Origin of the sequence: Nonomuraea sp. NPDC049607 (assembly GCF_040675375.1) — a bacterium.
Taxonomy (GTDB): domain Bacteria; phylum Actinomycetota; class Actinomycetes; order Streptosporangiales; family Streptosporangiaceae; genus Nonomuraea.
This window is the reverse complement of record NZ_JBFAOV010000031.1, coordinates 40,211-57,434: the sequence shown is the minus strand read 5'-3', so window position 1 is coordinate 57,434 and position 17,224 is coordinate 40,211. Positions and strand designations below refer to the sequence as shown.

Annotated in this window: 15 protein-coding genes; 14 read left to right on the top strand and 1 reads right to left on the bottom strand. The window is 68.6% G+C overall.

Annotated features, from left to right (window positions below; genetic code table 11):
- Positions 1-99: 99 nt before the first annotated feature.
- Positions 100-825: a GNAT family N-acetyltransferase gene (locus tag AB0J97_RS39715; protein WP_364098929.1), complete on the bottom strand. Its 726-nt coding sequence runs from the start codon at positions 823-825 to the stop codon at positions 100-102.
- 156 nt (positions 826-981) lie between these two features.
- Here AB0J97_RS39715 and lanL point away from each other — a divergent pair, with 156 nt between their 5' ends.
- The 14 genes from lanL (at position 982) to AB0J97_RS39645 (ending at position 17,220) form a co-directional block, all read left to right on the top strand.
- Complete coding sequence (gene lanL / locus AB0J97_RS39710; protein WP_364098926.1) at positions 982-3,672, top strand: class IV lanthionine synthetase LanL; 2,691 nt, start codon at positions 982-984, stop codon at positions 3,670-3,672.
- A gap of 409 nt (positions 3,673-4,081) precedes the next feature.
- A complete protein-coding gene (locus AB0J97_RS39705; protein WP_364098923.1) occupies positions 4,082-5,065 on the top strand; it encodes a LuxR C-terminal-related transcriptional regulator in 984 nt (327 codons plus the stop codon).
- A gap of 368 nt (positions 5,066-5,433) precedes the next feature.
- The gene (locus tag AB0J97_RS39700) at positions 5,434-5,595 is read left to right on the top strand and encodes a hypothetical protein (RefSeq protein WP_364098920.1); all 162 of its coding nucleotides are present in this window, start codon (positions 5,434-5,436) and stop codon (positions 5,593-5,595) included.
- 51 nt (positions 5,596-5,646) lie between these two features.
- On the top strand, positions 5,647-5,955 hold the full coding sequence (locus AB0J97_RS39695) for a hypothetical protein (protein ID WP_364098917.1): 309 nt from the start codon (positions 5,647-5,649) through the stop codon (positions 5,953-5,955).
- A 55-nt stretch (positions 5,956-6,010) separates the two neighbouring features.
- On the top strand, positions 6,011-6,568 hold the full coding sequence (locus AB0J97_RS39690) for a helix-turn-helix transcriptional regulator (protein ID WP_364098914.1): 558 nt from the start codon (positions 6,011-6,013) through the stop codon (positions 6,566-6,568).
- Positions 6,569-6,850: 282 nt separating this feature from the next.
- Positions 6,851-7,873: an amino acid--tRNA ligase-related protein gene (locus tag AB0J97_RS39685; RefSeq protein ID WP_364098911.1), complete on the top strand. Its 1,023-nt coding sequence runs from the start codon at positions 6,851-6,853 to the stop codon at positions 7,871-7,873.
- Positions 7,874-7,899: 26 nt separating this feature from the next.
- Positions 7,900-8,775 (top strand): methyltransferase domain-containing protein, encoded by an 876-nt coding sequence (locus AB0J97_RS39680; protein WP_364098908.1) that lies wholly within the window; start codon positions 7,900-7,902, stop codon positions 8,773-8,775.
- Between the two features lie 30 nt (positions 8,776-8,805).
- On the top strand, positions 8,806-9,855 hold the full coding sequence (locus AB0J97_RS39675; RefSeq protein ID WP_364098905.1) for a S66 peptidase family protein: 1,050 nt from the start codon (positions 8,806-8,808) through the stop codon (positions 9,853-9,855).
- Positions 9,852-10,370, top strand: a complete 519-nt coding sequence (locus tag AB0J97_RS39670) for a hypothetical protein (RefSeq protein WP_364098902.1) — start codon at positions 9,852-9,854, stop codon at positions 10,368-10,370. Before AB0J97_RS39675 ends, AB0J97_RS39670 begins: the two co-directional genes overlap by 4 nt.
- Positions 10,370-11,215 carry a hypothetical protein gene (locus AB0J97_RS39665; protein WP_364098899.1) on the top strand — a complete coding sequence of 282 codons (846 nt, stop codon included), beginning with the start codon at positions 10,370-10,372 and terminating at the stop codon, positions 11,213-11,215. Before AB0J97_RS39670 ends, AB0J97_RS39665 begins: the two co-directional genes overlap by 1 nt.
- Positions 11,216-11,325: 110 nt before the next feature.
- A complete protein-coding gene (locus tag AB0J97_RS39660) occupies positions 11,326-12,555 on the top strand; it encodes an alanine--tRNA ligase-related protein (RefSeq protein WP_364098896.1) in 1,230 nt (409 codons plus the stop codon).
- A 44-nt stretch (positions 12,556-12,599) separates the two neighbouring features.
- Entirely contained in the window at positions 12,600-13,634 is a 1,035-nt protein-coding gene (pheS, locus tag AB0J97_RS39655; RefSeq protein ID WP_364098893.1) for a phenylalanine--tRNA ligase subunit alpha, read from the top strand.
- Positions 13,631-15,700, top strand: coding sequence for a phenylalanine--tRNA ligase subunit beta (locus AB0J97_RS39650; protein ID WP_364098890.1), 2,070 nt, complete (start codon positions 13,631-13,633; stop codon positions 15,698-15,700). Before pheS ends, AB0J97_RS39650 begins: the two co-directional genes overlap by 4 nt.
- Positions 15,701-15,744: 44 nt before the next feature.
- Positions 15,745-17,220 (top strand): alpha/beta fold hydrolase, encoded by a 1,476-nt coding sequence (locus AB0J97_RS39645; RefSeq protein WP_364098887.1) that lies wholly within the window; start codon positions 15,745-15,747, stop codon positions 17,218-17,220.
- Positions 17,221-17,224 lie beyond the last annotated feature (4 nt).

Sequence of the window (17,224 nt, the reverse complement as noted above, 5' to 3'; positions counted from 1 at the left end):
CATCTTGGATCCGCGTGGAGGCGAAGTCCACGGTCAGGAGTGGCGACGTCACGCCAAGGCAGATGGTCGCCTCGGCTCTCTTCCCGCGAACGGGTGGGTTCAGAGAAGGACCGTCATGGACGTCTCGGTGGTACGGAAGCCGATCCGCGGCCAGATGTGCCGCGCCGGGTTCGCCTGGCTGACCACGGCGGTGAGGGATTCCAGGCCGTCGGCCGCCGCCTTCTGTATGACGTGACGGAAGAGGGTCAGACCCAGACCTCGGGGCGTGCCGGCAGGGTGGCGGAAGGCGTTGGCGACCCACGAGAGGCCGTCCCAGTCATTGACCACCACCCCCGCCACCACCCGATCCGTCAGGTCCACGGCGAGTGAGCTGCAGGGCAGGAGCGGGCCGATCAGCTCGCCCCGGAGAAGGGGAGCCAACTCCTCTCGCAGCACCTCTTCGTCGGTACGCGGAGAATGATCCGGATGTCCGGGCGGGAACGCGTTCCGCCAGGCAGGCAGCACCTCCTCCGGCGCGCGATCGCAGGGCGTGAACCGGAATCCCTCCGGCGCCGTCGCGGGGGGCCAGGCCGCCGCTGCGCCGAGATCGCAGGAGATCACGTGCGCGTGCCGGATCAGGCGGGCACCGCGGGCCGTCAATTCCGCGCCGAAATCTTCGGAGACCGTGACGTACCAGCCGCGCATTTTCGCGGCGACCGTCGCGGCCGGTCGCGGGCCGATGATCTCGACCTTGTGCGCCCACGGCCGGCCGTCCCGTTCGCCGTGCACGTAGCTGATTTCCGGAACACCCTGCTCATTCTCCAGAAAATGGCGCTCCTGCTGCATGTGAACATTTGTATCGCACCCCGGCGACATTGCTGAAGGCCGGACCGTTGTTTGCCGATGAACTGCCGCCATGGGCAGCTTGACGGCCCGCCGCGGCCAGTGCCTATGCTGGGCATTCCTTGGCGGCCGACCCTGGACAAAGGGAGTGGCGAGGCGATGCTGAACAGCGCGAACGGTGGCGACCTGACCGGCCGGTTGTCCGGCCCGCTGGCTGAGATCACCGCGCCGGAGCGCTGGAAGATACGCGCGGAGTCATTCTGGTGTTATGTGGAACCGCCGGGGTTCAGTCGCCGGCTCCAGGGGTGGAAGATACACGTCTCGGCGACCACGGAATCGGCGCCGACGGTGCTGGAGAATGCGGCCGAGGTGCTGCTGCGCCGACGGGCCTGTTTCAAATTCGCCAAAGGCTTGGAACAGGTCGCAGAACTGACGTCCATGCGTTTTCCCCGGTCCGGCGGAGGAAAATTCATCACCGTCTATCCCGATGACGACGAACATTTCCGCGTACTCGTGGAGGAGTTGCACGGGGCCGTCGCGGGGCAGGCCGGGCCGGCCATCTTGTCCGACCGGCCCTACTGCCCGGGAAGCCTGGTCCACTACCGATACGGGGGATTCACGGACGCCCTGTCCAGGCTCGACGACGACGGGTCGTACGTGCCGGCGCTCGTGGCCCCCGACGGCACCTGGGCGGAGGACCGGCGTGAGGCCCGGTTCACGCCTCCGCCGTGGGCGCCGCCGCCGTTTCCCGGGATGACGTCGCCGCCGGCGCGAGACGGCGGGCCGGTGTTCATCGCCGACCGGTTCCAGGTGGACGAAGCGATCCGGCACTCCAACCGAGGCGGCGTCTACCGGGCCACGGATCGGCGGAGCGGGCACCGGGTGATCCTCAAGGAGGCTCGTCCGCACATCTCGGACGCGCACGCCCGGTTGCGGCACGAGGCGGACATGCTCGACCTCATGGAGCCACTCGGCGTCACGCCCCGCAAGGTGACGCTGTTCGAGTACCAGCACCACCTGTTCCTGGCGGAGGAGGAGATCCCCGGGCGGTCCCTGCGGAAATGGGTGGAACAGGAGTCACAGGGGACGGAGATCCGCCGCCCGCGACCGGCGGACGTGCGGGCCGTGGCCGCGCGGCTGGTGGACCTGGTGGCGCTGGTCCACCGAAGCGGCCTGGTGCTCCGAGATCTCAGCCCGGGCAATGTCGTGGTCACTCCGGACGGCACGTTGCGCCTGGTGGACGTGGAGTTCGTGACCCGGCCGGGGAGCCCGGCCACGCCGGTGATGACGCCCGGCTACACGGCGCCGGAGCAGATCGCGGCACGCGGCTCCTCGGCGGTCGCCTCGCGGACGGCCGATCTCTACAGCCTCGGCGCGTGCCTGCTGTACCTGTGCGCCCGGGTCGACCTGGTGCTCACGGCTGACGACGACCCCGTCCGGGTGGCGGACGAGCGCATGGAGCTGCTGGTACGAACCGCCATGCACGGCAACGACCCCCTCCGTCGCCTGGCACCTGTGATCCTCGGCCTGACGGCGGCGGAGCCGGGGGCGCGGTGGGGTCTCGACCGGGTGCGAGCCGCTCTGCGCGGCGACCGCGGCGCCGCGCCCGAGCCCATCGCGGCCCTCACCCCGGACGAGCAGGACGGTCTCCTGCGTGACCTGCTGGACCACACGGCGGAGCGGATGACGCCCGGCGGCGGACCTCTCTGGCCGCCCGTGCGGCACGAGAACCGTACGGGGGACGCCGCCGGTGTGCACGCCGGCGCCGGTGGCGTGATCATGGTGCTGGCGGGCGCGGTGCGCGTCTTCGACGACCAGAGACACCGGCACGCTCTGGCCACGGCGTCCGCATGGCTGTGCGCGGAGCTGGAGCGCGAGCCGCGCGTTCTTCCCGGGTTGTTCTTCGGCCGCTCGGGCAGCGCCTGGGCGTTGTACGAGGCGGCCCGCGTCCTCGGTGACGACGGCCTCGCCGAACGTGCCCTCGCCTATGCCAGGCGCATTCCGCTGCGGTGGTACATACCGGACTACACGCATGGCACGGCGGGTGCCGGAGTCGCGCAACTCGCGCTCTGGCAGGCCACGGGCGACCCCGAATTCCGGGCGCGAGCACAATTGTGCGGCGATCGGCTGATGGAGACCTGCGAACGCCGGGCGGACGAAGTTGTGTGGCCGATCCCCGAAGGCTTCGCGTCCAAGCTGGCCGGTCTCACGCACTACGGTTTCGCGCATGGCGTCGCGGGCATCGCGACGTTCCTGCTCTCGGCCGGCCATGCCCTCGGCCGGGCCGACTACGTCGAGATGGCCGAGACCTGCGGCACGGCGCTGTACGCCCGGGCCGAGCGGGTCGGCGAGGCCGTCCGGTGGCCGGTCGGCCCCAAAGACGCCACCCGGGCGGGGGCGCCGGAGCCGGACACCGCATGGTGGTGCAACGGCTCCGGCGGCATCGGCGCCTTCTTCGCCAGATTGTGGCGGACGACCGGCGACGCTCGTTTTCTCAGCATGGCGGAGATGGCCGCGACAGCGGTGCGGAACGAGCGATGGGTGCTCGGCCCCGATCACTGTCACGGCAACGCGGGGAACGGCGAGCTGCTGCTCGACCTGGCCGGCCTGCTGGGTGAGGAACGCTATCTCACCTGGGCCGCCGAGCACGCGGCCCGTATCCACAGCGGGCACGTCCGCGCGAACGGACGGAAAGTCATCCGCGCCGCGGACGGGCGGGACCTGCCCTTCAGCTACAACCTGGGCCTGGGCGGGATCATCGGGTTCCTGCTACGGCTGCGCCATGGTGGCCGCCGGTGGTTCATGCCCGATGAGTTCGCCCTGCGTCCCCCGCACGCAGAAGGGAGGTGAGACCGTGTCCACCGATGTGGCCGCTCTTCAGGAGCTTCCCGCCGCGGAGAACGCCGAAGCGCAGGAGAGAACCGTCTGCTGCATGACCTGGACCGTACCGGGTTGCCAGACCTCGTTCGTCTCCACGTAGGAGTGACGAGGCGGAACTGTTGGCGGGCCGGCCGGCCGCCCGGCGCCGGTGCTTTTACGGCGCGGGGTGGCCGGCTGTGCTCAGGGCGTCGTACCAGGGGCCGATCTTTACGACAATCATGAGGGCGGCGTCATATCTCGTGTCCGGGCGATCACGGACCGTCGTCCTTCTGGCGCACATTATAGCCAATTGCCGGGGAAATCTTGGGGGTTGTTCGTGCTTGTTCGATCAATAGAATGATGTGATCCCTGCGAGAATCGTCGTCGAAAGTTGTGCTGAATGCTGGTGTCACTCGGGCTGTATCCACTGGCGGAAAAGGTTTACCGGTTGCTCCTTCTGCGTCAGGACTTAGACGTCGAGGCGATGGCGAGTGAGCTTTCCACAACTAATGATCAGGTCCGAACCGCGCTCGATCATCTGGCCGAGCTGGCATTACTCCTGCCCTCCTGGGAATCTCCCGGCAGCTTTCGGCCGGTCAGCCCGCAGGTGGGGTTGCAGGTGCTCCTCCAGCAACGCCAGGCCGAGCTGGCGCGTCAGCAGAACCAGATCGCCGAGGCCGAGTCCGCCATCGCGGCCATCGTCAGCGAATACTCCGACGCCCAACAGGACGGGCAACGTCCTGGAGCCGATTGGCTGCTCGGGATGGATGCCATCCAGGCCCGCATCGAGAGACTGTCGGCCGAGGCCGTCTGTGAAGTGGCCAGCATGATGCCCGGCGGGGCGCAGGACCCTCAGCTGATCGAGGCGGCCAAGTGCCTGGACAGGCAGGTCCGTGACCGGGGGGTGGACATTCGCACGATCGGGCTGGACAGCATGCGAAACGACGGCCCCACGCTGGCGTACGCGGAATGGCTGGTCGAGATGGGCGCGCAGGTCCGCACGGTGCCGACCCTGCCCATCCGGATGTTGATCTACGATCGCCGGGTCGCCTTTCTCCCGGTGGATGCGTCGAATACCCAGGTCGGGGCCGTGCAGGTGTCGGAAAGCGGGACCGTGGTCGCCGTCCTCGCGTTGTTCGACCAGATCTGGAACGCGGCGACGCCCATCGGGTCGCAACCGCACAAGGACGAGGCCGGGCTGCTGCCGCAGGAACGGCACCTGCTCAAGCTGCTGGCCGAAGGAATGACGGACGAGGCGGCCGGTCATCACCTCGGCCTGTCTCAGCGCACGGTGCGGCGCATGATGGCGGCGATCATGGAGCGGCTCGGCGCCCGTAGCCGTTTCGAAGCGGGGTTGCGCGCGGCGCGACAAGGCTGGCTCTGACCCGCCGCCTCAGCCTTCGGGGCGGCCGCGACGCGGCCTGGACGCGCCACCGGCAGGTGCGGGCCGCCGTCGCCGGGGAAGTTGTAGACGCCAATTGGGCCCCCACCGCGGAAGCGGGCGGCCGACCTCATGGACGCGTTCTTCTCGCCCGGGCCGGGATCCGCCATCAGCCCGATCGCATTGTCGCGGACCCCGCCTCGGCGACATGGAGATCCGCCCCTGGCGTCGCCCGCTGCCGGCCCCGTGCGGCGGTCAGACCTAATCAGGTCAGACACCTTTAGGTCACGCGCCGGCACTTCAACACGGTCCATTCCGCTGAGCATACTGATCGCACCACACGGCAGTTCCTCACCAGAAAAGGATCGAAAATGCAGCTTCCCACGAAGTTCACCGCGAAGATCGCTGCCCTCCTCGTTTCCGTGGCCGTGCTCGGAACGGGCGGCGCGGTGGTGGCCCTGGCCGGTCACGCGCCCGCCGGCAATGCAGTCATGAACGTGGCCGACGGTGTAAACGGAAACATCTGGGGCTGAGTCCCGGATAATCGTTGCCGATGTTTCGTCATGTATGTGATTACAGCTCGCTTGGCTCCGACGATCCCGGGGAGCCCGCCGCTCGACACCGAGCGGCTGCGCTCTTCCCTGACCGCGTTCAGAGGCCCGATCAGCGTCTGCCACGCCTACCTCCGAAGTGACGCCGGCGGGATATCGCTGGTCCTGTACCTGAACGGCGCCGACCTTCCGCAGGTGGAAAGCGGCTCCCGCGCCCTGCTGGAGGCGGTGCTGGCCGACGATGACGATCCGGCCGGATGGGTGGTCGCGCACTGCGGGGCCGACGTGATCTCGCTGGCGATGGACACGTTGCTCAGGGCCGATCCGTTGACCGAAACCTGATCGGATGGCCCTCGCTCCGGTGTCAAACCCCTGGCTTCGAGCATGGAAGGATGGAATGAAACTCTCAGTCGGGCGTTCGCCGCACCAAGAGTCGCTCCGCTCGCTGCTCCGCAAGCTTCGGATTCGGGCCGGGCTCACTCAACAACAACTGGCTGATCTGTCCACGTTGAGTGTGCGTGCGATTCGTGATCTGGAAAGTGGACGGGTGCATCGGCCCCGTTTGGAGACCGTTCGCCTGCTGGCCGACGGTCTCGCTCTCGAAGGCGGCACCCGCTCGCTGTTCATCGCGGCGGCGACCGAAGCCGCCGCCGACGCCGACAACGCCGACGACCACAACGCCGGCGCCGACAACGACGCCTTCATGCCGGAAGACGACTTGGGGGCCACGATCGCGCACGTCATTGAGAACGCGCTCATGAGCACCGTGCCAGGCCAGGTGGAGGCGCGGCCCTGCCCTCCGGAGGGGGCCGTCCGGCAGGTTTCCATGATCCGCCTGGACGGCGGCGAGCCCCGTCACATCTTCATGGAGATCTGGATGTGGCGTGGATCTGAGATGCCTCAATGGTTCCGGACGGACGACGCGTCAGGGTGGAGAATCCCTGATCTGACTTGAGGCCGCGCCCGGCGAGCCGGGGCCGGGTGATGTCCGCCGCCGGCCGGTCCGTTCTCGGTCATCGAGCGACGGGCCGGCTGGCGGCCTTTTTCTGTCGTGAGCTGGGAAAAGTCGAGCCCGCTGCCGCCCACTGCCGTACGCCGGCTCTGCTGGCAATCTCTCGCCATGGCTGCTACACGCCTTGGCAGACGCTGGACGCCCGCTGTTTCGGTGACACACGATGAATGCGCGGAAGCCGCCATTCCCCCGAAAAGCGCCGTCCCGGCCTCATGAAAGGTTGCCATGTCACAACCGACTGTTCTCGCGCCCCGTTCCTGGGCAGAGCCGGCAAAGCATTATCTCGCCGTCCTGGAGAATTCCTGGTACCAGCATCTCACGCTGTTCCAGGATATCGTCGCCCATCGGACGACCGACTTCTGGACAGCCAATGGCGCCCGTTATCTCAACGTGCCGATCACGACGGGTTCCATTTCCAGCCCGATGGGCCGCGGCAGCGACAGCACGCCGGTGAAGGTCGAGCTGGAAGGCGTTTCGACCTATCTCGCGGACTCGATGCAGTTCATGCTCGAATTCGGCTGCCGGCTCTCGCCCGGCGGGGCGTACTACCTCATGCCTTCCTTCAGGGGCGAGCAGGCCGACCAGACGCACCTGTGCCAGTTCTTCCACAGCGAGGCCGAGATCGCCGGAGGTCTGGACGACGTCATCCGGGTGGTGGAGGACTACCTGCGCCATCTTGCCGCCGGCCTGCTCGAGCACGGCCGTCAGGCCGTTCTGGACGTCGCGGGCGGCGTCGAGCACCTGGAGGAGCTCGCGGGCTCGGCCGCCCTGCCTCGCGTGGCGTTCGAGGAGGCGGTGGCCCGGCTTCGCCACGATCCGGCGTTCGTGCGGGAAATGGGACCGCAGTGCCGCACTCTCACCCGTGCGGGAGAACGGGAACTGATGGAGCAATTCGGGGGATACGTATGGGTCACCCATATGGACCACCTCAGCGTGCCGTTCTATCAGGCGTTCGACCCCGACGATCCCACCAAGGCGCTGAGCGCCGATCTGCTTTTCGGCATCGGCGAAACGGTCGGCTCGGGAGAGCGGCACGCCAACGCCGCCGAACTTGAACGGGCGCTCGACCTGCACGAGGTGTCGGCCGACGAATATCACTGGTACATGACCATGAAGGACCGCCATCCGCTGCGTACATCGGGTTTCGGGCTCGGGGTCGAACGCTTCCTCCTCTGGGTGATGAAACACGACGACATCCGGGACCTGGCGCTGCTGCTGCGATTCAACGGTCAGCAGATCCTGCCCTGAAGCATCAATACCGACACGGAGTTCTCATGGCACTGATCGACGTCCCCGCGCACGATTCCACGCAGCACGAAGTGCTCGACTATTTCCGCAAGAAAGCCGACGGCTACGACCAGGTGGACGAGCAGGTCTACTGGCGGCTGTCGGACCAGCTTCTCTGGGAGGCGCTGCAGGAGTACGTGCTTCCCAACGTCCCGGTGGGCGGGCGGCTCCTGGACGCGGGCGGCGGCACGGGCCGGTGGACCCAGCGGATTCTGCGGGAGCGCCCGGACCTGACCTGTGTGCACTTCGACCTCAGCCCCGACATGACACGGCACGCCACGGCCAAGGCGGAGGAAGACGGCTATCTCGACCGTCTCACCGTGGTGAACGGCGATCTGATGGACGTGGAACGGCACCTGGCGGGCGACCGGTTCGACCTGATCATCAGCTTCCACAACGTGCTCGGTTTCGTGGCCGATCCCGATGAGGTGCTCAGGCAGCTCGCCACGCTGATGGCGCCCGACGCCCAGCTGGCCCTGGTGCTGCCCAACCGCTATCACGCGGCCTTCTTCAACCTGCACGTCGGCATGCTGGAGGACGCGGAGTCGGCGGTGTCCGACGCTCGCGGGCGGTTCACTCCGGACATGCCGGCCATGCACTTGTTCACGCCCGGACTGCTGCACGAGACGCTGGTCGGGCTCGGACTGACCGTCCCGGTCAGGACGGGGTTCCCGACGCTCATCTATCCGGGCTACCAGGAGACCCAGCTCGAAGGCACCAGCGCCGGCGTCTCCCGGAGCTTGTCCGACCCCCAGAGCTACGAACGCATCCTGAAGCTGGAGCGTCGCATGCTCAGCGAGCCGGACCTGGCCGAACGCGGGAACAACCTGTTCTTCGTCGCCCGCCAAGGTCCCGCGTCGTAGGCGATGCACTTCTCGACGAGGCGGGCTCTGGTGGACGAGCCGGACCCGAGCCCGCCCGCACCCCTGCTTCCGCACGCCCTGCGCCGCGGAGACGTGATCGGACTCTGCTCCCCCTCGATGCCGCACGCCGCCAGATTCCCCCGGCGCCGAACCCGGGCGATCGGCGCGCTGGAGGCGGCGGGCTACCGCGTGCGTGAGGGGCGGAACTGGCTCAAGGACACCGGTCACACGGCCGGCACCCCCGAGGAGCGGGTCCAGGACCTGCACGAGCTGTTCGCCGACGGCGAGGTCCGCGCCATCATGACCTCCATCGGCGGCTACAACGCCAACCAACTGCTGGAACTGCTCGACTACGACCTGATCCGGCGCCACCCGAAGCTGCTGATCGGCTACAGCGACGCCACGGCGCTCCTGCTGGCGATCTGGAAACGCGCTCGGGTGGGGGTCGTGATGGGCCCCCAGCTTCTTCCCCAGTGGGGGGAGTCCGGCGGGTGCCTGTCCTACACCGAGGCGATGCTGGAGCGCACCGTGGCGGACTCCCGCCCGATCGGTGACATCCCGTTCCCCGAGGAGCAGGTTCTGGAGTTCCTCGCCTGGGACTGCGACGACGAACGGCCGAGACGCCAGGATCGGGCCGCTCCGGTACGGGTCCTGCGGGAAGGCGAGGCGGAGGGCTTCCTGATCGGCGCGAATCTCGACACCCTCCTGAGGCTGGCCGGTACGGACTTCTGGCCGGACCTGCGGGGCGCGATGTTGCTGGTGGAGACCGCGGGCAGCGACGTCGGCGAAGTGGAGGCGCAGCTGACCCACCTGCGTCACCTCGGGGTCTTCGACCAGATCGTCGCGCTGGGGCTCGGCCGGTTCACCGATCCCGCGATGGACCGGCTCCCCGAACTGGCGGCCGTCGTGGACCGGGCGGCACGGGGCTTCCGCGGCCCGGTTCTGAGCGGGCTTCCGCTGGGCCACACCGACCCCGTGATGTGCGTGCCCTTCGGGGCGCGGGCCGTGTTGCACGCCGGCGAGCGGCAGCGTCTGACGGTGCTGGACCCGGCGGTCAGAGAGGACGGCTGCATGCCATGAACAAGGCGACGAAACGGTCGGCGCCGGTCGGGAGAAAGCCGGCGATGGCGGCGGCCTTCCTGCTCGCGGTGCTGGCGGGCCAGTTCTTCCACACGGTCGTCGACCGCAATCGATGGCCCTTCTGCTCCAACAACATGTTCAACCGCGCGCTGCCCCGACGGTTCCCCCAGTTACGGATCCGGCTGAGGGACGGCGACGAATGGACCGGCCTCCGCCAGGTCTACGGCCTGATGCCGCTGGAGTTCTTCCGGGTTGTGGACATCTTCGCCACCGTCCTGCTGGAGAACACGGACGACGAGGTGAAGGAGCGGTTCTGCCGGACGATATTGGACCGGCTCAACACGCGGCCCTGGCCGAACTACGACGAGGTGCGGCGATCGGAACGGCCCACGCATCCACGCGGTTTCACCGGACTAGAGGTGATCATGGTCAGTATCGACGTCGGAGACTACTCGATGACCGACGACGGGCCTCTCTACGACCACCAGGTGCTCTACCGCTGTGAGGTGGGGTGATGGTGCGCAGGCTCTCGGCGATCCTCTTCGGGCAGGAGGACGCCGCCGACCGGTTGCCGCTCGCGCGCGTGAGTCTGGGGCTCGCGGTCATCCGCACGATCGTGCAGATGCCCGCCGGGTCGTTCTTCGAGGAGCACCAGGACACCCTTCAGGCGTGCCAACCGGAGGACCGTCGCGGCGTCCGGCTGAGCGCCTTCCAGTTCAACGCGCTGCGTCTGCTGTCGCTGGCCGCCGTGGGGTTGTGGACGATCGGCGTGCGCCATGCCCTCGTGCGGGTCTCCGCGGCGGCCGGCTTCGCCGCGCTCAACTGCTATGTCGCCCAGTTCCATCCGCGTTTGTGGAACTACAACAGTCACCTGAACCTGTTCCTGTGCGCGGCGACCGCGGTCGACACCTCGAAGTGGCTGAGCGTCGACAAGCGGCCGCCCGGCCCTCTGTCGAAGGAGGAGTCGCAGCTTCAGTCGCTCGCGCTCGCCGCCATGCAATTGGGGGCCGCCTCGATCTACAGCCAGGCGGGGCTGTCGAAGCTCATTCACGGCAAGCTCAAATGGATGGTGGAGGGCGGCACCCTCAAGGGCTCGCTGGCCGTGCTGGGAACGGCCGAGGGACACCGCCTCAGCGCCAACGACCCGCTGATGCGGGTGCTGAGCGTGGCGACCGTCGTCGGTGAGGCGGCCTTCCTGCCGCTGTTGGTGGCCCGATGGAAGAACCGACGTCTGATCGCGCTCGGCGCCGTCGCCTTCCATCTGGCGACCAAACGTTTCCTGGGCATCTCCTTCTGGCATCTGTGGGCGCTGTACCCGGCGCTGTTCATCGCCCCGTCGCCGAAGACCGACCGCTCGTAGGGAATCGCACTGCTCGTGTAGAGACGGGCCCGAAGCCAGGAGATCCAGCCATGCCAGGCCAAGTCAGTCACAGCGATGTACGGCGGGCGAGTCGTTCACAACAGACCCTTGTGGATCTGACCGCCGGCTTCACCGATCACTTCCTCCGAGCCGGGGCCGAGCGTCTGTCCGCCGAGCCGGCCGTACCGCGCGACGACCCGACCGTTCTGTTCACCAACTCCGCCGTGGTCGCGTTCAAGCCCTACCTACGCGGTGACGTCGTCCTGGGCGATCGCACGCTCGTGGTCACCCAGCCGTGCGTCAGGGCGCACAATCTGAAGACCACCTTCAGCGAGGCGTTCTCGGCCGACTTCGTCCTGCAGTTCAACATGCTCGCGGTGCTCGCGCCCGTGGCCGCCCTCGACTCGCTGGCCGAGACCATCAGGCGGTTCTTCAGCGACCTGCACGGGCTGAAGGGCTCGCAGGTGCTGCTGAAGGTGGCGGCCGACGACCATGACCTGCACACCGCCTGGCAGGACGCCTGGACGACGCCGTTGGCCTACGACGAGGAGCCGCGTCGCTACTACCGCTGGGGCTTCGGCGAGGACCGGATGACCGGGCGGGGCGCCACCTTCGCCATCGAGCAGTCCGGCGGCAAATGGCGCGACCTGGGAAATCTCATCGCCTTCGAATGGGACGGCCGGACCGTCGGCTACGGGTTCGGGATCGGCGTCGAGACGCTCGCCGCGTGCCTGGCCCGCAGCAGGTGGGTGATCGACGTGATGCCGCCCGGGGTGCTCCCGCCCGTGGAGACGGAGCAGCAGGCCAAGCTCGCGGACCTGCTGGGGCTGCTCGCCCGGCTGTACGCCCACGACATCGAGATGTCCGGCCGCGCCCAGGGCTACATCATGCGCAAGGCCCTGGTGACGCTGGACGCCCTGGCGTCCGAGCTGCGGGTGCCCGAGGACGAGCTGCTGGCCAGGATGGGCGCGATCACGGCCGTGCAGACTCCTGATCTGGACCTGGTGCGCCCCTTCCGGCGAGACCTCGCACAGCTGCGCATGCTGCCCGAAGCGGTGCGTTCGTTCGACCTGTCGTTGCGGTGCCGCCGGGACGTGTCGCCGGAGATGCTCTGCGCAGCCGCCGAGGGGGTCGCGCTTCCCGACGTGCTCAGGATCGACTCGTCCGTCTCGGACGTGTGGTGCGGGCCTTCGCTGGACGAGGACGAGCACTCCGTGACGATCTCGTTGAGCCTCCTGACCCGCCACCCGTTGACTCCGCAGCAGATCAAGGAGGCGTTGCGGACCGTGACCCAGGAACTGGCCGGGAATTTCGGCGCGACATTGCGCGGCACGGTATAGGCCGCGGCCCGCGATGCCGGCGACGTGCGTTCTGTGGAGTGAAAGTGGACCTTGCAGCAGAGATATATGACCGGTTCTCGGCCGACCTCGCGGAGGCTGTCACCGGAGAAGAGCTGGCGGCGGTCCAGGCCCGGCACACGGGCCGGCGCAGCCGGGTGAAAGAGGAGTTCCGCGAGCTGGCGAAGCTGCCTGAGCACGAGCGCAAGGAACGCGCGGTCATGCTCAACGGCCTGGAACTGCGCATGCGCGTGGAAGTGGAGGAGAAGACCGGCCGCGTGCGGGCGGAGGAGACCGCCCGGCAGATCGAGCACGAATGGCTCGACCTGTCCCTGCCCGGTCAGGTGCCCCGGCGTGGCGCCTGGCACCCGCTCACGGAGGTGGAGCGCCACTGCCTGGACGTGCTGCGCCGGCTCGGATTCGAGCGCGCGGACGGTCCGGAGGTCGAGGACGCCTACCACAACTTCGACGCGCTGAACATCCCGCAACACCATCCGGCGAGGGACCTGCAGGACACCTTCTGGCTCGACGCCGGGCTGCTCCTGCGCTCGCACACGACCACCATCCAGGCCCGAGTGCTGGGCGGCCGGCCGCGGACGCCGGTCAAGATCGTCGCGGCGGGACGGGTCTACCGCAACGAGGCGGTGGACGCCACGCACATGGCGATGTTCCACCAGCTTGAGGGCTTCTGGCTGGAGCGCGGGCTCGCCCTGGGGCATCTGAAGGAAGTTCTCGTCTTCGTGGTACGGGCTCTGTACGGAGACCGCGTGCGGATGCGGTTCAAACCCAAGTACTACCCCTACACCGAACCATCGCTCGGGCTGGACATCGCGTGCACGGCCTGCGGCGGCGACGGGTGCGAGGCCTGTCACCGCGTCGGCTGGGTGACCATCATCGGCGCCGGGATGATTCATCCGGCGGTGCTTCGCGAATTCGGCTTCGACGGCGACGGGATGCGCGGGATCGCGTTCGGCTGGGGCACGACCAGAATGGCCGCGCAATGGCTCGGCATCTCCAAGGTGAGGTCGCTGTACTCCGCCGACCACCGTCAGCTGGCCTACCTGCATCGAGGCGTCTCATGAAATTCTCCCTCGCCGGCCTGCGCGCGTTCCTGCCGGAGCTGCCCCATGACCTCGCCCGGGTGCGGGCGGCGCTGGACGAGTCCGGTCTTGAGGTCAAGGGCGTCGAATCCGACGGCTCGGACTCGTACGTGACGCTGGAGTTCCTGGCCAATCGTGGCGACCACCGCTGTTACGCGGGGGTGGCCACCGAACTCGGCGCCCGGCTGCGCCTCCCGGTGGCGCTTCCGCCGGTCGAAGAGCCGGAGATCGGCGACGGCACGATCGAGGTGGCCGTGGAGTCGGCGGCGTGCCTGGCGTACTCGCTGACCCCGCTCACCGTTCTCGATGCGAAGGCCGAGCTGGGCGCCCCTGTGACCGCCAGACTGGCCGCCGGCGACCTCCTGACCGGATCGGCGCCGGTGGACGCGGCCAACGCCGCGGCCTTGGAACTCGGCCAGCCGACTCACGTCTTCGACGCCGACCGGGTGAGCGGCACTGTCCGCATCCGTGCGAGCCGCTCCGGTGAGCAGGCCCATCTGATCGGGGAGCGGAAGCCCCGACCGCTGCCCGCCGGCCTGCCCGTGGTGGCCGACGACGAGAAGATCCTCGCGGTGGCGGGCGTGCTGGGCTGCGAGGAGTCCCGCGTGCGGGAGGAGACGCGGCGGCTGCTCCTGGAGTCCGCGGCCTACGATCCCGTGGCGGTCAGGAAGGCCGCGGCCGCGATCGGGGTCTCCACCATGGCGTCGCAGCGATACGAGCGTGGCAGCGACCCCACCGCCGTCCTTCGGGGCGCCGGCCGGGTGATCCGCCTGCTGGAGGAGGCCGGCGCCGCCGAGCGGGACGGGCCGTCCACCGTGCCCGTACGGTGGACGGCCCCACCGCCGCGCATCGCGCTCGACCCGCTGACCTGCTCCGACTTCCTCGGCGTCGAGCTCGGCCTGACGGACATGGCCGGCAGGCTCGGCGAGTACGGTTTCCGCCACGAGGGCGACGGGGAGTTCTCCGTGCCGGGCTCGCGCATCTGGGACGTGAAAGAGCCGGAAGACCTCTACGAGGAGCTCGCTCGCCATATCGGCTACGACACGCTGCCCGCCCGGCCACTGCCGGCCAGCCCCGGCGCCCCGCTCACGCCGAAGGAAGAGCTGGTCCAGGCGATCGGCGACACCCTCGCCGGCCTCGGCTTCTACGAGACGTTCACCGAGGGCTTCTACGGCAAGGAGACGTTGCGCCTGCTCTCACCGGCCGGGTCCGAGCCGCTGGCCCGGCACGTGCGGATACTGAACGCCGAGGACCGCCGCTACTCCATGCTGAAGAACAACTGCCTGGCGCAGGCCGTGGCGGCGGTGAGCGCCAATCTGCGGTTCAAGCAGGGCGACGTGCGCCTGTTCGAGGTGACTCGGGTCTTCGAGCCCGACGCCACGGCGGACAACGGCCTCTGCCGCGAACACGAGGTCATCTGGGCCGTGGCACTGGGCAGCCGCGCCGCCGACCAGTGGTCGGGCAAGCCGGGCGAGACGGATGTCTTCTTCCTGCGCGGCGCGGTGGAGGAGATCGCGCTGCGTTGTGGTGCCGACGTCGCCTTCCGCCCCGTCCCGCCGGCGCATCCGCTGGCCGGAGTCCTCCACCCCCACCGCGGCGCCGAGATCCTCCTCGACGGCCGGCACGCGGGGCTCGTCGCGGAAGTGCATCCGGACGTGCGCCGCCGCGCCGGCCTCGGCGGCAACCGTCCCTGCTACCTGGAGCTGCGCCTGGACGCGTGGAAGCTGCGCAAGGAGCCGGCCGGGCGCCCGCCGTTCCGTGAGGACCCCGGCGTGGAGCGCATGGTCGACTTCGTCATGCCCCGCCCGGTGCTCAGCCAGGACGTCCTGGACGTGATGACCGCCGCCGGTCCTCCCTGGGTGCGCAGCATCAGAGTCGGCGACGTCTTCCTGCCGCACGGGGCCGCTCCGGGCGAGCGCTCGGTCACGTACGTCATCACCTGCAACAGCGAGCCCGTACGGCCGGCCGACGAGGTCAACGCCATGCTCGAGAGCTTCATCGAGAAGGTGACGGAGCGATTCGCCGACCAGGGCGTACGCCTGCGCTGAGTGCCCTCGATCCATCGCCCGTCCCGTGAGAACGGTTAACGACATTGACGCATCTCCATTCCATTCTGTTCTGCATTCCCCATGCCGGCGGATCTGCCAGCTCCTTCGCGGGCTGGCACGGCCCGTTCGGGCACAGCGCGGAGGTACGGCCGATAGAACTGGCCGGGAAGGGCGCAAGGGCGGGCGAGACGCCGTACGCGTCGATCCAGGAGGCCGCGGAGGACGTCGCCGGCGTCATCGAGAAGGAGTCGGCCGGCAGGACCTGGGCGGTGCTCGGCCACAGCATGGGCGCGCTCATCGCCTACGAAGCCGTACGCGTGCTGTCGGGACGTGGGCATCCCCCGGCTCAGCGGTTGATCGTCTCGGGATGTCCCGCCCCGCGGCAGCGGCCGGGCACGCGCCCGGACGAGCCGCTCGAAGGCGCGGGGGCCCTCGGTTTCCTTGAGCGGCTCGACGGCCTGCCGCCCGAGATCGCCCGAGACGGGGAGGCGGCCGAGTACTTCGCGGAGCTCGTCCGCCGCGACGGTCTGCTTCTGTCGGAGTATCGCTACACACCGCCGACCGGCCCGCTCGACTGCCCCGTCACCGTGCTGACGGGTTCGGCGGATCCCATCACGACGGACACCGATCCCGCCGACTGGGAACTGGCGGTCGGCCGGCCGGTGCGCATGTGCCGCGTGAACGGGCGAGGACATTTCTTCACGATGGAGAACCCCGCGGAGTGCGCCGCTCTGGTGCTCACCGAACTCGGCTGGACCGCGGCGCCCGAGGAGCGGGCCGCCCGGCTGTACCTGGATCTCATGAAGAAGACGCTGACCAACGTCATCTACGAGGACCCGCCCGTGCCCAGCGACTGGAGCCCGGGCTCCACCTATGACCGGGTCAATCGCAGCGCGGGTCTGGACTGGCCGAGCAAGGCCCACACCATGGTCGGGCTACGCCGGCTCGACAACGTCCAGGAATGCGTCGAGCGGGTGCTCCGCGACGGCGTCCCGGGCGATCTCATCGAGACCGGCGTCTGGCGCGGGGGCACCACCATCATGATGCGAGCCGTACTGGCCGCATGGGGGATAGAGGACCGGCTCGTGTGGGTGGCCGATTCCTTCCAGGGGATGCCCGAACCCACGCCGGACGCGCACCCCGACGACACACGGCTCGCCACCCACGAGTTCAACCACTTCATCGGCGTGCCGCTGGAGACGGTGCAACAGAATTTCCGCGCCTATGGACTGCTGGACGATCAGGTCCGCTTCCTCCCGGGCTGGTTCAAGGACACCCTTCCGTCCGCTCCGATGAACCGGCTCGCCCTGCTGCGGCTGGACGGCGACCTGTACGACTCGACGATGGACGCGCTGGAGCACCTGTACCCCAAGCTCTCCCGCGGCGGCTTCGTCATCGTCGACGACTACTTCCTCAAACCCTGCCGCGACGCCGTCTACGACTTCCGCGACAGGCACGGGATCGAGGACGAGATCCGAGACATCGACGGCTATGGCGCCTACTGGCGCCGAGAGAACTGAGGGA

What these genes read in the sequence shown, in the direction of transcription:
- AB0J97_RS39715 (WP_364098929.1), bottom strand. Translation starts at nt 825, where the DNA reads ATGCAGCAGGAGCGCCATTTTCTGGAGAATGAGCAGGGTGTTCCGGAA.
- lanL (WP_364098926.1), top strand. Translation starts at nt 982, where the DNA reads ATGCTGAACAGCGCGAACGGTGGCGACCTGACCGGCCGGTTGTCCGGC.
- AB0J97_RS39705 (WP_364098923.1), top strand. Translation starts at nt 4,082, where the DNA reads ATGCTGGTGTCACTCGGGCTGTATCCACTGGCGGAAAAGGTTTACCGG.
- AB0J97_RS39700 (WP_364098920.1), top strand. Translation starts at nt 5,434, where the DNA reads ATGCAGCTTCCCACGAAGTTCACCGCGAAGATCGCTGCCCTCCTCGTT.
- AB0J97_RS39690 (WP_364098914.1), top strand. Translation starts at nt 6,011, where the DNA reads ATGAAACTCTCAGTCGGGCGTTCGCCGCACCAAGAGTCGCTCCGCTCG.
- AB0J97_RS39685 (WP_364098911.1), top strand. Translation starts at nt 6,851, where the DNA reads ATGTCACAACCGACTGTTCTCGCGCCCCGTTCCTGGGCAGAGCCGGCA.
- AB0J97_RS39680 (WP_364098908.1), top strand. Translation starts at nt 7,900, where the DNA reads ATGGCACTGATCGACGTCCCCGCGCACGATTCCACGCAGCACGAAGTG.
- AB0J97_RS39670 (WP_364098902.1), top strand. Translation starts at nt 9,852, where the DNA reads ATGAACAAGGCGACGAAACGGTCGGCGCCGGTCGGGAGAAAGCCGGCG.
- AB0J97_RS39665 (WP_364098899.1), top strand. Translation starts at nt 10,370, where the DNA reads ATGGTGCGCAGGCTCTCGGCGATCCTCTTCGGGCAGGAGGACGCCGCC.
- AB0J97_RS39650 (WP_364098890.1), top strand. Translation starts at nt 13,631, where the DNA reads ATGAAATTCTCCCTCGCCGGCCTGCGCGCGTTCCTGCCGGAGCTGCCC.